Source organism: Staphylococcus sp. HMSC14C01 (assembly GCF_001808085.1).
Lineage (GTDB): Bacteria > Bacillota > Bacilli > Staphylococcales > Staphylococcaceae > Staphylococcus > Staphylococcus hominis.
Window position 1 is genome coordinate 100547 of the sequence record NZ_KV792021.1, and the last position, 14524, is coordinate 115070.

Annotated in this window: 15 protein-coding genes and 1 riboswitch; of the genes, 3 read left to right on the plus strand and 12 right to left on the minus strand. The window is 29.8% G+C overall.

The window, feature by feature from the left end:
* Nucleotides 1–74: 74 nt before the first annotated feature.
* Entirely contained in the window at nt 75–1043 is a 969-nt protein-coding gene (locus HMPREF3131_RS02935; protein WP_017176285.1) for an asparaginase, read from the plus strand.
* A 62-nt stretch (nt 1044–1105) separates the two neighbouring features.
* Here the strand turns inward: HMPREF3131_RS02935 and ypdA are convergent, their stop codons facing one another.
* From ypdA to HMPREF3131_RS02955, 4 genes are all read right to left on the minus strand, one after another.
* Nucleotides 1106–2092 (minus strand): bacillithiol disulfide reductase YpdA, encoded by a 987-nt coding sequence (gene ypdA, locus HMPREF3131_RS02940; RefSeq protein ID WP_037541041.1) that lies wholly within the window; start codon nt 2090–2092, stop codon nt 1106–1108.
* A gap of 150 nt (nt 2093–2242) precedes the next feature.
* The gene (gene ebpS / locus HMPREF3131_RS02945; protein ID WP_037541042.1) at nt 2243–3769 is read right to left on the minus strand and encodes an elastin-binding protein EbpS; all 1527 of its coding nucleotides are present in this window, start codon (nt 3767–3769) and stop codon (nt 2243–2245) included.
* Between the two features lie 147 nt (nt 3770–3916).
* Entirely contained in the window at nt 3917–5296 is a 1380-nt protein-coding gene (locus HMPREF3131_RS02950; RefSeq protein ID WP_017176282.1) for a RecQ family ATP-dependent DNA helicase, read from the minus strand.
* Nucleotides 5277–6242: a helix-turn-helix domain-containing protein gene (locus HMPREF3131_RS02955; RefSeq protein WP_017176281.1), complete on the minus strand. Its 966-nt coding sequence runs from the start codon at nt 6240–6242 to the stop codon at nt 5277–5279. The genes HMPREF3131_RS02950 and HMPREF3131_RS02955 overlap by 20 nt, the downstream gene beginning before the upstream one ends.
* Before the next feature lie 96 nt (nt 6243–6338).
* On the opposite strand from HMPREF3131_RS02955, the gene HMPREF3131_RS02960 reads away from it, so the two are divergent.
* Nucleotides 6339–6587: a ferredoxin gene (locus HMPREF3131_RS02960; RefSeq protein WP_002449743.1), complete on the plus strand. Its 249-nt coding sequence runs from the start codon at nt 6339–6341 to the stop codon at nt 6585–6587.
* An 83-nt stretch (nt 6588–6670) separates the two neighbouring features.
* Here the strand turns inward: HMPREF3131_RS02960 and HMPREF3131_RS02965 are convergent, their stop codons facing one another.
* The 6 genes from HMPREF3131_RS02965 to HMPREF3131_RS02990 form a co-directional block, all read right to left on the minus strand.
* Nucleotides 6671–7216, minus strand: a complete 546-nt coding sequence (locus tag HMPREF3131_RS02965) for an ECF transporter S component (RefSeq protein WP_002449844.1) — start codon at nt 7214–7216, stop codon at nt 6671–6673.
* Between the two features lie 64 nt (nt 7217–7280).
* A riboswitch (FMN riboswitch) is annotated at nt 7281–7408 on the minus strand.
* Between the two features lie 245 nt (nt 7409–7653).
* Nucleotides 7654–9423, minus strand: coding sequence for an ATP-binding protein (locus HMPREF3131_RS02970; RefSeq protein WP_017176280.1), 1770 nt, complete (start codon nt 9421–9423; stop codon nt 7654–7656).
* A complete protein-coding gene (locus HMPREF3131_RS02975; protein ID WP_048681466.1) occupies nt 9404–10129 on the minus strand; it encodes a response regulator in 726 nt (241 codons plus the stop codon). Before HMPREF3131_RS02975 ends, HMPREF3131_RS02970 begins: the two co-directional genes overlap by 20 nt.
* Nucleotides 10130–10335: 206 nt before the next feature.
* Nucleotides 10336–11073: a pseudouridine synthase gene (locus tag HMPREF3131_RS02980; RefSeq protein WP_017176278.1), complete on the minus strand. Its 738-nt coding sequence runs from the start codon at nt 11071–11073 to the stop codon at nt 10336–10338.
* A gap of 1 nt (nt 11074) precedes the next feature.
* Entirely contained in the window at nt 11075–11608 is a 534-nt protein-coding gene (scpB, locus tag HMPREF3131_RS02985; protein ID WP_049382022.1) for an SMC-Scp complex subunit ScpB, read from the minus strand.
* On the minus strand, nt 11601–12332 hold the full coding sequence (locus HMPREF3131_RS02990; protein WP_048679292.1) for a segregation and condensation protein A: 732 nt from the start codon (nt 12330–12332) through the stop codon (nt 11601–11603). Before HMPREF3131_RS02990 ends, scpB begins: the two co-directional genes overlap by 8 nt.
* A gap of 98 nt (nt 12333–12430) precedes the next feature.
* Between HMPREF3131_RS02990 and HMPREF3131_RS02995 the strand changes: the two genes are divergently transcribed.
* Nucleotides 12431–12934, plus strand: coding sequence for a DUF309 domain-containing protein (locus HMPREF3131_RS02995; RefSeq protein ID WP_048679289.1), 504 nt, complete (start codon nt 12431–12433; stop codon nt 12932–12934).
* A gap of 25 nt (nt 12935–12959) precedes the next feature.
* Here the strand turns inward: HMPREF3131_RS02995 and xerD are convergent, their stop codons facing one another.
* Both xerD and HMPREF3131_RS03005 read right to left on the minus strand, forming a co-directional pair.
* Entirely contained in the window at nt 12960–13847 is an 888-nt protein-coding gene (gene xerD / locus HMPREF3131_RS03000) for a site-specific tyrosine recombinase XerD (RefSeq protein ID WP_070436446.1), read from the minus strand.
* A gap of 164 nt (nt 13848–14011) precedes the next feature.
* Nucleotides 14012–14458: a ferric iron uptake transcriptional regulator gene (locus HMPREF3131_RS03005; protein ID WP_048679284.1), complete on the minus strand. Its 447-nt coding sequence runs from the start codon at nt 14456–14458 to the stop codon at nt 14012–14014.
* Nucleotides 14459–14524: the final 66 nt, after the last annotated feature.

Here is a 14524-nt window from a genome sequence, read left to right on the forward strand (position 1 = left end):
ACATTTTTCCTTTCTTGTTGTTTTATCTGTATTATTTTATCATAAATATATATTTTAAAAATAGGAGGAGTTTAATGAAAAAAATACTTGTTATTCATACAGGTGGAACAATTAGTATGTCTCAAAATCAACTCAATCAGGTCGTTACAAATGACATCAATCCTATTTCATTACATAAAAACATCATAGGTCAATATGCAAATGTATATGAAATAAGTCCCTTTAATGTCCCATCACCACATATCACACTTTCTCATGTAATAAAGTTAAAAGACATCATTATTAAGGAATTTTCTAAGAATCATTATGATGGATGTGTGATTACACATGGCACAGATACGTTAGAAGAAACAGCTTATTTGCTCGATTTAACAATCGATATAAGTCAACCTATTGTTATAACAGGTGCGATGCGTTCATCAAACGAGATTGGTTCAGATGGGCTATATAATTTTATTTCAGCAATTAGAGTTGCAACTTCATTAGAAGCTTCTGATAAAGGCGTGATGGTCGTATTTAATGACGAAATACATACTGCGAGAAATGTTACTAAAACACATACTTCGAATATCAATACCTTTCAGAGTCCTAATCAAGGCCCTTTAGGTATCTTAACTAAAGATCGTGTTCAATTCTATAATCGTCCATATCGACAAACAGTATTTCCAAGAATAGATGAGAGTTTAAATGTGCCATTAATTAAAGCGTATATGGGGATGACTAAGGATGTTTTAGAATTTTATGCTCAACAAAATGTTCAAGGTATAATTATTGAAGCGTTAGGCCAAGGTAACTTACCCCCAAGTTGTTTAAAAGGTATTGAATCGTGTGTCAAAAAAGATATTCCTATCGTACTTGTGTCTCGCTCATTTAATGGCATTGTAAGTCCAGTATATGATTATGAAGGTGGAGGTTTTCGATTAGCTGAAGAGGGACTTATTTTTTCTAACGGATTAAATGGCCCTAAAGCAAGATTAAAACTTTTAATTGGTTTAAGTAATCATATGAATCACAAGGAATTGAAAGAATACTTTGAAACTTAAAAAAGAGAGAAACAATGATGATGCACTCATTGTTTCTCTCTTTTAATTAAAATAAATGAAATTTAACTTTCTAGTGGAGTTTGTTTTTTTCTTAAAATACTTTGAGCGATAATGCCACCATGGTATTTACCGTTTTCAATGAAAATTGAATTATTATCATTACCAGCTGCTATAACACCAGCAATATAACAGTTTTCCACATTTGTTTCATACGTTTCTTTGTTATAAATTGGAGCTGTTCCAAATTCATTAGTATGAATATCTATACCAATAGATTGTAAAAACTCATAGTCTGGATGATAACCAATCATTGCAAAAACAAAGTCATTTGGTATTGTTACTGTTTCACCATTTTTTTCATAAGTTACTGAATGTTGAGTGATTTCAGTAACATTTGCATCAAATTCCATATCGATTTTTTCATGGTTAACTAAAGATTCAAAATTTGGTAAAATCCAAGGTTTAATTGCTGCTGAATATCGATCTCCACGATATAATACAGTCACATTTGCCCCAGCCTTTTCCAATTCCAAAGCTGCATCTACTGCAGAATTCTTACCTCCAATAACCACAACATCTTGATTGAAGTATGGATGTGCTTCTTTAAAGTAATGTTTAACCTTAGATAAATCCGCACCTTTAACATCTAAAGTATTATGTTGACCGTAATAACCAGTCGCAACTGTTAAAAATTTACATTCATACACGTCTTTAGTTGTTGTAATTGTAAATTTATTTCCAATTTTTTTAACTGTTAATACTTCCTCAAAAGGATGTACATTCAACTGATGAAATTTTACTACTTCTCTATAATAGACAAGTGCTTGGTTACGACGAGGTTTACTTTCCTCTACAATAAATGGCACATCGCCAATACTTAATTTATCGCTAGAAGAGAAAAAAGTTTGATGCGTAGGATAATGATAAATGGCATCTACAATATTACCTTTTTCAATTACTAGTGTTTCTATGCCTTTTTTCTTTTGCTCAATGGCTGCACTTAAACCACATGGGCCTCCACCAATAATAATACTTTCAATTGTTTGCATGTTTAATGGCCTCCTTTAATCACTAACATATTATATCAGTTTACTGATATATTTCTAAATAAAAATATTTACATTATTATTTACTTATCTTCAAATGAACATAAAAAAGATACACCATTTTAGGTGTATCTTTTTTAATACATTCAGATATTATTGAGGAATAACTAATTTTTGACCATTTACAATATTATTACTAGTTAAGCCATTAGCTCGTTTTAATTTATTTACATTTTCAACTGTACCTTCACCATAGTATTGAATTGCAATACGATATAAATTATCATTACCAGATACTACGTGAGTTTGTTGGCCAACACTATTACTTGATTGTGTGTTATTTTGAGTTGATTGAGAATTTGAGTTATTATCTGAACTTGATGAATTATTATATACATTTGATTTATTGTTATCATTTTCAGATGTTGCATTTTCAGTAGAATTTTTATCATTATTATCATTTGATGTACTGTTTTCTGTTGTAGCTACTTCATTTGACTCATCACTATCTTTTTTAGTGCTATTATCTGATTCACTTGATTTATCTTCTTTTGTTGCTGCTGTTTCATTTGATTGGTCTTTTTCATTTGTAGCATTGTCTTTGTCTTTATCTTTATCTTTGTTCTCAGTTTGTTCTGTTTTATTATCTGCAGTGTTATTATTCTTATCTTTATGGTCATTGTTAAGATACATGCCAATAAAAATAGCTAGAGCAGCTAAAATAAGTAATAAAGCTATGAGTGGAAGTAAAATTCCCATTAAACCACGTTTTTTCTTACCGTTATGTGCTTGGAAACCATCATTATCTTCGTATTCACGATGTTTATCATCATCATGATGATTTAGATTGTTATGTTCATTATGATGTTTATGTTTAGAAGCAGCAGCACCAGCAGCACCTGCTCCAGCTGCGCCAGCACCGACTGCAGCAGCTTTTTTGCCTTTATTTCCTTTTTTTCTGTGATGTTTATTATCTAGTTCATTATTATCTTCGTTGTCATGTTGAACACTTCTATTTTCATTATCTCTATAATTTTCCTCATCATGACGATTATTTTTACGTTTTTTATTACGTGATGCTTTTGCTCCAACAGCTCCAGTAGCAGCAGCTCCTCCAGCAATGGTTGCATCTTTTCCGATTTTGGAATGATGATCTTCATGTCTATCATTATCTTGATCAAAATCACGATGACGACGATGATCACTATTCATTCTATCATCACTATTATCATCATTTTCATAACTATCGTCCTCAAAACGATGATTAGAATTATTACGACGATCATCATCATTATGACGATCATTTAAATTAGAATGACGGTTGCGTTCATCATAATGCTCATCTATATTGGAACGTTGATTATTCTCATCATTCTCGTGATTATGATGAGAGTTACTTTCGTTATGTACTTTGTCAAATGTTTCCTCATCATAACGGTCATCTAATGAACCTTCTTCATAATCATTAACCTGATCGTTAAATTTTTTGTTACGACTAGAAGATTGGTTTCTTCTTCTTTGTCGTCTTTGTGCATTTCTTGGTGGAAACTGTTGATCAGTTTCATTGTTAAAATTGTCTATTTCATCGTTAGTTTCATTATTTACACGATCGAATTGATCGTTTGAATCTATCGATTGTCGATTTTTTTCAAAATCATCCTTAAAATTATCTCTAGACATAGTCAACATCCTTTCTTTTTCTTATTTTAATTGTCACATTATTTATACCCAAGTAATGCATAAATATGTATCATTTTTTAAATTTCTTATAAATCATTTTGTAATTTAATTATATCCTGTATAAAATATTTTAGTAAAGTAAAGTCACTAAACTCTAAATAAGTTTTTAATTTTTTCATTGAAAGTAAATTGTCTTTTAACTTTTTTTCTGTTGTAACACTCAATTTTACTTAAATCTGAATCATTGTCACAACATTCATTAGATTGATTAGGAGATTCTCCAAAAAATTCCAGTAAAAATTTTCTTCTACATTGATCTATACGAGTATAACCTATGATTCTTTGATAACCAGCTTGTTTACGTATATATGAGGTTTTAAAAATGTGTTTCAATTCTTTAAATGTATAATTTTGGTGTAATACTGTTAAAATTTCTTCTTTATTAGGTGGAAGGAATGCGCCTAACTCAAAAGTTTCGACATCTTCTGATACGATAGCATCATTAAAGAGTAACGTCTCTAGAATATAAGCATCGTCTGGTTGATATAGACTAATCGCTTGACTTTGTTTTCCATCTCTCCCAGCTCGTCCAATTTCTTGTAAATAATTTGAAGGACTAGATGATAAATGAAAATGAATAACAGTCCGAATGTCTTTTTTATTAACCCCCATTCCAAAAGCACTAGTAGCTACAATAACTGGAATAAAATTATTAATAAATTGATTTTGAACAGTTTGACGTTCTTGATAAGTTAAATCCCCATGATAAATACCAGTTAAATATCCATGTTGATAAATGAGTTTTGCGAGTTGTAAGCATATTTTCTTAGATGATACATAAATAATTGTGGGACCTGAAGATTCAATAAATTTCAATAACCATTCTATTTTTTCGTCGTCATCCTTGAAATTAAAATGTGATAACGAAATATTTTTACGATTCATAGTAGTTTGTATAGTGTTTAATTTAACTTTTAAAATATGTTCTAAATCACTTGTTAAATGTGGCGGTGCAGTAGCAGTTAATGCTAAAATAGTCGCTAATTTAAAATGATGAGTGATTTGACCAATAAGTGCGTAATGCGGTCTAAAATCATATCCCCATTCTGATAAGCAATGTGCTTCATCTAATACTACTAAACCAAATGGAATGTTTTTAATTAAATTGAAATGATGAGATTGAAGAATAAATTCAGGACTTAGAAATATAAAACGACTTTGATTTAATACATTGATATTTTCTTTTTTTTCTTGTTCATCCATACCTGAATGAATACACACAACCCTTCGTTCACCTTGAGATTTAAGTTGCATCACTTGGTCATCCATTAAAGAAATTAGCGGTGAAATAATAAGAGTAGGTTTTTGTTGCATATAAGTTGGAAATTGATAACACAGACTTTTCCCACTACCTGTTGGCAAAACACCAAGTGTATGATTGCCTTGTAATACACTTTCTATGACCTCTTTCTGACCTGGGTGAAAACTTTCATGTCCAAACCATTGTTTAAGATTGTTCTCTAACATTCATTTCACCTCTTTCTATCCCAACAATCATGAGTTTAATTTCAAAGTATGATAAATGATCAAACTCTTGTTTATATCGTTTTAATCTTTCTCCTTTATGCTCTGTATAGTATTGAGTAAATTGAAAAATATCTTTTTTTCCCACATAATTTTCGTAATTTTTCTCATAACCTTTAATAAATAATTCTAAAATATGATCTTCTATTGTATTAAGTTTAACATTCTGTGCAATTGCGATTTCATTTAAACTCAAACCTTGATGAAGATATTGTTGAGTAATAGATGTTTTATTTAATAATGATGAAAGAATAATACATTCAGACAATATAGGATAACGTTGTTTATTTTCAATTTCACTTCCTAAGGTGACTAAATTATTCAATTCTAATGTATATAATTTTGAAATAGAAATATTCTCAATCAAACTTACCTGTTGTCTTGTATACATAGGCTCATCATAACCATGCAAATAATAATGAAGGTAACACTTATTATTATTATTTAAACTGATTGCTTGAAATAAATCAGTCACTTCATTTTCAAAGTCTTTTATTAAATCATTTTCAATAATAGTTCCATAAACCTTTTTAACTTTATTTTGAATAATAACCTGTTGGTTCATTGGTACGAATTTAAGTTGATGATGGAGATATTGAGATATCGTCTGAATTAATAATTGAATACATTTAAAAGTATTATTAAGACTATCATAAGTGAATCGAGGATGCACCTTGATATTTAATTCTTTTATATCATTTTTATTTAAAAGTCGTTCAAATGTCTGATATTTTAATTTAGGTAAACTATGATATAATGATAAAAGTTGTTGAGAGCTCGCATCAAAAAACGTTTGATGTGACTTTTTTCCACTTAAAATATTATATATACTTTTATTAGTTTTATAATTGAATGAGTGATGTTTAACATAACTAATCATTTCTTGCATGAGTGAACTCCTCTTTTATAGAACTTTTATATCTAGAATATAATAAAATTATTTATTATGACTAGTGTAGCATTTTTATCAAAGGAGGCGAATAAAATGGCAAAGTACACAATCGTTGATATGGATACATGTATTGCTTGTGGTGCTTGTGGCGCTGCTGCACCAGATATTTACGATTATGATGACGAAGGTATTGCTTTCGTAATCCTTGACGATAATCAAGGTACTGCAGAAGTACCAGAAGAATTATATGAAGATATGGAAGATGCTCTTGAAGGCTGTCCAACTGATTCAATTAAAATTGAAGAAGAGCCTTTTGATGGAGATGCCTTAAAATTTGAATAAATCCGTAAATAAAATTGCATTACCACAATTATAATATAAAACCTCCGATGATTCCTACTAAGAAGTCATCGGAGGTTTTGATTTTATTTCAATACTTTTTTTAAACGGCGATATAGCAAGATAAAAATAATCGATATTACACATCCTTTAATAATATTAAAAGGAATAATACCAGATAAAATAATTACTTTTAAATTAGTAAATACATCACCAAGATTAAAAATCATGCCATATAAAGGTAGTAAGACAAAATAATTTAAAATACTTAAAACGATAGTCATTGCAATAGTGCCGGCAACTAATCCTATAATTAGTGAACGACGAGATGAATATTGTTTACGATGACTAACAAAATAAGCTGTTAGTAAAAAACTAGCTCCTGCTAAAAAATTTGCCACAGGCCCAACAGGATCGCCAATATTAAATAAGAAATTTAATATATTTTTAATTAATGCTACAAGAAGACCAGATAAAGGACCAAAAATAAAAGTAGCTAATAAAGTCGGTACATCACTAAAATCTAATGTTAAGTATGGAGGCAAAAATGGTAATGGAAATTTCAAAAATGTTAATATGAATGCAATTGCACTCAACATACTTATGGTAATTAAACGTTTATTTTGTTGCATATTCAGTTTTCTCCTTCCATTCATCTTACTAAGAATTGGAGGATACTTTTACACAACAAAAAACCTCCACCTTCTCCCATCCAGACTATACTGTCGGCTTCAGATTTACACTGAATCAGCCACTTCCATTGAAGCGGGTCGCAGGCTCAAATTACTGCCGGTTGGGAATTACACCCTACCCCGAAGATGAATTATTGAATTTATCATTTAAAATTTATATTACATGAATAACTCCTTCATTGCAATATCTCTGTTTATTTATAAAAATGAGAGATATGGTTCATCAATTTCGTCGACTGATTTTAAATTAATATGAAATGAAATATGATATTAAAAAAACTATAGATATAAAAACGCTCTTCAAAGTTTTATCTTTAACTTTGAAGAGCGTAATCTCAAATAATTTGGATATTTAATCTTATTTTGTCGAAAGTTAATTATTTAGAATCTATAGAAGGTTTAGGTAATTTAATAATAAAGGTTGTGCCTTTATTCACTGTACTTTCTACAGAAATAATTCCGCCATGCTCTTGAATAATCATCTTACTAATAAATAATCCTAAACCAGTTCCTTGTTTACCTCTAGTTCTAGAAGCTTCTACTTTATAAAAACGATCAAATACATGATCAAGATGTTCGGGAGCAATGCCGCTACCTGTGTCTTTTATATTTAAAATTTGGTACTGACTATCTTTATTAGCAGTAATCGTAATTGAATCTCCAGGATGTGTATAGCGTGTTGCATTATCAATTAAGTTTGTGAGTACTTGATCAATTCGATCAGCATCGTAATTCCATAAATCATCTTCATTAATATTTGGTAACAAGTCTATGTTTAGTTCTAAATCTTGTGCTTGTTGACGATATTTAAGTTGTATTTTACGTAATAATGGCATTATAGGCTGTATTTCTTTATTAATGGCTAATCCTTCCGCATCCATTCTTGCAACATTTAAAAGCTCGTTGACAAGGCGATTAAGTCGTTTTGTTTCATCTAATACAATTGATAGTGATTCTTTGATTTCGTTAGGTTCTGTTACAATGCCATCGACTATCGATTCAGTATAACCCTGTAATAACGAAATCGGTGTACGGAGTTCATGGGATACGTTTGCGATAAAATCTTTTTTCATTTGATCAAGATTATGTTCATTTGTCATATCTCTTATGATGGTTACAATCCCGCTACGACCATCTTGTTGAATACGATCAATATAGCTCATTATAAACACATAATACTTAGAGTTTATTGTATATTCATTAAACTCTGTACCTTTTGAATGAAATGTGGCATTAATTTGATTTTTAATTTCTGAATAAATAGATTTATCAATTGTCGGTAGTATTTGGTCTGCCATTTTGTTAGATAAAATAATTTCACTTTTATCATTTAAACCCACTACACCTTCAATCATAGAATTAAATAAACGATCACGAATATTTTTTTGAGTAGATAAAGCTTCAATGTGTTCTTGAATTTTATAACTCATATTATTAAAAGTATAAGAAAGTTCACCAATTTCATCTTTCGTATTTACTGTTGTTTTTTGAGAGTAATCTCCATTCGATACATTGATTGCCTGTGTACTTAATTTTCTAAGTGGCTTAGTGATACGATTAGATAAAAAGAACGCAAAAATCGTTGAAACAATTAAAAATACAATGGCAGTAATTAAAATAATAATGGTAATTGCATTATTAGTATCTTCAATTGTTTTTAAATCTTGATATATAAATACGCCACTAAACTTAGCATGTTTACGATCTTGAGATTGCATCGGATATCCTAAAAGAATATAAGAATGGGATGCTCCTTTTTCACTTATTGTGACGTTTTGTGTGGCAGATTTCCCTGTATCAAATACTTTATTAAAGTTGTCATTGTTTTGTATTTCTTTTAACATTCTTTTTTTAATCAGATTATATGATTTTTCTGCTGACATATTTTTATTAGACATAATAATAACGCCACCTGTACCATCAATCAATTCCTGACTATGTTGTATGGCAAGTGACTTGTTATCAGCTTTTTCAACAAGATGACTAATCCTTGAAGCATCTTCTCTTATAGCATTTTCTGTTTGTTGGGTGTAATAATATTGAATAAATGTAATTAATGCTGCACTTAATAAAATTAAAACTGTCGTTACTATAAATATTATAGTTAACCACAGTTTTATAACAACACTATTTAGTCGATTCATCATTTGTATTGACCTCAAATTTGTAACCGACACCCCAAACGGTCTGAATCATATGTGCTGCTTCTTCAGAAACTCGATTTAATTTTTCTCTTAATCGTTTAACATGTGTGTCTACAGTTCTTAGATCACCATAAAATTCATAATGCCAAACTTCTTTTAATAGTTGTTCACGATCAAATACTTTATTAGGTGTTTTTGCTAAGTATATTAATAGCTCATATTCTTTTGGAGTTAAATTCACTTGTTGTTGATCCGCTAATACACGATGTGCATCATTATCGATAATAAGATGATTAAACTCAATGACATCTCTTGCATGTGGTTCGCTTTGTTCTGGTTTAGATGTTTGAGTTCTACGTAGTAATGCTTTCACTCTTAATACGACTTCTCGGGGAGAGAAAGGCTTCACTATATAATCATCTGCACCTGATTCGAATCCTTCCACACGATTAGTTTCTTCGCCTTTAGCTGTAAGCATAATAATAGGCGTATCTTTATGCTCACGTAATTTTGATGACATTTCAATACCATCCATTTCAGGCAACATTAAATCTAAAAGAATGCACGCATAGTCATTTTCCATAGCAAGTTCATATGCTTCTCTACCATCACTTGCTTCATGGATAGTAAACGATTCTCTTTCTAAGTAAAGCTTTAATAATCTTCTGATTCTATCTTCATCGTCTACAATTAATATTTCATTCATCATTACAATATACCTCCTACACATGCTCTATACCATTTTAATTATAGCATATTCACTATATTAAAGCTTTCGATTCAATTGACTTTGTGAAAAAAATAGCAAAATATCTTTTTTGATGTAGGACCTATGATTTATAATTACAGTGAATAAATAAAAAAAGATACACATTGTAATTGAGAAAATACTTTGTATTGTTAAGTTATTTCGAATTAATTACCATTTTCAGCCATATGTCTTAATATTTTCACCTCATGAGGTGTTAATACTCTACCTTCACCTGCATTTAAACCTTTTAAATTAAGATTTCCAAATTCGATTCGTATCAATTTATCGACTGTGTGATTAAAATGTTCGAACATACGTCTAACTTGTCTATTTCTACCTTCGCTAATAGTTATTTCAACCAGTGTCGTATTTTTTTCTTTATTTTGATTTTTTATTTTAACTTGAGCAGGTTGTGTAAAACCATCTTCTAATTCAATTCCTTGTTCTAATGCTTTAACTTCTTCTCTCATTAAATACCCTTTTAATTTTGCAACATATTTTTTCTGAATATGATATCTAGGATGAGTCATCAGGTTAGTAAATTCACCATCATTTGTAAGTAATAATAACCCTGAAGTATCATAGTCTAATCGTCCAACTGGATAAATTCTTGCTTCTAAATCTTTAAAATAATCTGTTACAACCGTTCTACCTCTATCATCTGAAACACTAGTAATCACTTGCGTTGGTTTATAGAACAGAATATAAATTTTATCTTCTTGCTCAATTTTAATTCCTTCAACTTCAACAGTGTCTGAAGATTTAACTTTCGTTCCAAGTTCTGTAACTACTTGACCATTGACTTTTACTTTACCTTCAGTGATTAAAGTTTCTGCCTTTCTTCGAGATGTATATCCACTGTTAGCAATTCGTTTTTGAAGTCTTTCTAAATCTTTATTCATTTTATTTCTCCTTTTGCTCTGTAAGTGTACTAAAGAAATTTTCGATCTCTTCGTTATCTTCTTCAGTAGATGGTAGTTCTTCTATTGATTTCATTCCAAAAACATTTAAAAATAAATCAGTAGTCATGAGTAAATGACTACGCGAATTCTCCATGTCTTTTGCTTCAATAAGTCCTCTAGCAATTAATGTTCTCACTGCACCATCAGAATTGATACCTCTTGTTACTTCGATATCACTTCTAGTTAATGGTTGATTATAAGCAATAATCGATAGTGTCTCCATAGCAGCTTGAGATAATTTCATGTTTGCTTTTTGATTCACTAATACTTCGATAAAAGGTGCACTCTCTTTTTTGGAGGTTAACATATAAATGGAACCATATCTTTGTATTTCAAGACCTTTTGAATGATACGTCGAAATTAATTGATCAAGTTCATCTAAATCCATTTTTAAAATATCTGCAAGCTGACCTGCTTCGAGTCCTTCATCGCCTACAGTAAATAATAATGACTCTATAATGCCAATGTTATCCAATAGAATAGTTCACTCCTCTAATGATATTGATGTCTTCAAAGTTATTTGACTGTTCTATATTAATAAGACCTGCTTTAGACATTTCTAATATTGCTAAGAAATGTGTAACGACTTTACTCACAGATTCATTAAAGTTAAATAAACTAAAGAAGTTAAATGATGTTTGTTTCTCTAAATGTTTAGCAACCACTTCAGTAGCTTGTTGAATTGTAAAAGTATCTTTTGAAATTTCAACTGCTTTTGGCGTATTTAATGCTACTCTATTTTTTACTCTTTGGTATGCAACAATCAGTTGAGTCAAATCAATCGTTTGATTTTTGTCCCAATGCGTTTCTTTTTCTAAGTGAGATAAATCAGCTGGTGATTTAGTATAATATAATTCTCGTTCTTTCTTTAATTCTGTTAATAGTAAAGAATATTCTTTATAATTTTGATATTCGATTAAACGACCTACAAGTTCCTCACGAGGATCTTCTTCTAAGTCATTTTCAGTTTCTTGTTGTGGCAATAATAATCTACTTTTTATCATTAATAACTCTGAAGCCATCACTAAATATTCACTTGCAATATTAATTTCAACTTCTTTCATTGCATGAACATATTGCATATATTGTTCAGTTAAAGCTTTCATTGGTATATCATAAATATCTATTTCATATTTATGAATTAAATGAAGAAGTAAATCTAATGGGCCATTAAAAGCATCTAATTTAACTTCGTACATAAATTAACTTCCTTGTATTATAAAATCTAAATTGTGCATAATTCACTTAAATATTATAGCATGAATATATATTAGAATTAAATTAAGGATGAGTATTCATGAATAAAGCATTAAGTCACTTCTACTATCAATTTCATACACACCAACATTATTTTTTATGTCATGATATTTTAGAAGAATTATGGAAGTCAAAACCTAATTTTTCTAAGAAAGATGCTGTAGTTAGTTTAATACTATTTTCAACTGCAATGTATCACTATAGACGATGTAATAAGTTAGGTGCATTAAAAAGCTTTAAAAAAGCGTTATATACATTTAAGCATGCAAAAGATAAAGAGACACTTGGTTTAAAGGTCAATGAATTTACTTTATTGATTCAAAATCAAATAGAAAAAGTGAAACATGATCAGACATTTCAACCAATACAGTTGCCAATTAAATCTGCGGTAGAAAGGAAAATTATCAATTTATATCCTAATTATGAATATAAGACACAAATTAACAATGATGACATGATTGTTCATTGTCATCGTCTAAGAGATAGAAGCGATATCATTGCAGCTAGAAAAAAAGCACTTAAAAATAAAAGAAAGAAAAGTTAAATCATTCACTTTTCTTTCTTTTATTTTAAGCTCTAGGATGGAATTGATTATACATTTGTCGTATTTGAGATTTAGACACATGTGTATAAAGTTGCGTTGTTGAAATATCTGAATGACCAAGCATTTCTTGAACTGCTCTTAAATCTGCCCCATTTTCTAAAAGATGTGTAGCAAATGAATGTCTCAACGTATGAGGAGTTAAAGTTTTATTAATATTGGCCTTTGAACCATATTGTTTAATCATCTTCCATATCCCTTGTCTAGTTAAAGGTCTACCGTGCATATTTAAAAACAATACATTCGTAATAGTCTTTTTCAAAAGTTGAGGACGTATCTTTTCTAAATACGTATCTAGAAATTCAATCACAGTGTCTCCTAATGGTATAATTCGTTCTTTATTACCTTTACCAAATACTCTAACAAATCCCATAATAAGATTTATATCCTCAATATTAATTTGTATCAGTTCAGAAACACGCATGCCAGTCGCATATAATAATTCTAATATTGTACGATCACGATACCCATTTTTCTTATTTAAGTCCGGTGTTTCCAAAAGTTGAATGACTTCCTCAACTTCTAAAACATCGGGTAACTTCTTCTCATATTTCGGAGTCTCAATTAAGACAGTTGGATCTTTAGCGGCATATTTTTCTCTAAGTGCAAATTGATGAAAATTGCGAATTGTAGAGATAAAACGCGCCATTGATTTAGCAGAAGCACCTTGGTCTATTAAATATCCTAAGCATTCTTGTATAACTTGGCGATCAATAAAATCGATATGAGCAATTTTATGTTCTTTCATGTATTCTTCATATTTAGCTAAATCACGTCGATATGCGCCGATAGTATTGTCACTCAATCCCTTTTCAATTTGAATAAATTTTAAGAATTCTTCAATAATCGTCTTCATATTACACCTCTGTTTATATAAAAAAGGTATGAAATAGAATTCAAAGTTGATTCTTAATTTCACACCTTCTATCGATTAATTATTACATATTACTTTTTTATCTTGAAAAGTTCTTCAAGCATTTGTATATAGAGTTGATACAACACTTTATTAGGTTTAACTTATTATTTACCTTTAGCTTGGCATTCTGAACATATACCGTGAAATGTTAAGCGATGATCCAAAATTTTAAATTGATATTCTGATTCAACACGTTCTTCTACTTTTGGTAGTAAGTCTTCATGAATTTCATCTACCTTACCACATTCCATACAAACTAAGTGATGATGAAAATGTTTAGCACCTTCTTTTCTCAAATCAAATCGCGCTACGCCATCACCAAAATTAATTTTATCTACTACTTTTAATTCAGCAAGTAGTTCTAAAGTTCGATAAACAGTAGCTAAACCTATTTCAGGTGCTTTATCTTTTACTTTTAAATATACATCTTCAGCACTGAGATGATCTTTTTCATTCTCAATTAACACACGAACTGTTGCTTCGCGTTGAGGTGTTAATTTATAAGAAGATTGCTGTAATTGTTGTTTTACTCTATTTAGACGTTCTTCCACGGGAGCATCACTCCTCAATTAATTATAATCATTTTAAACTAAATTATTTCAATTAATAAATTACCA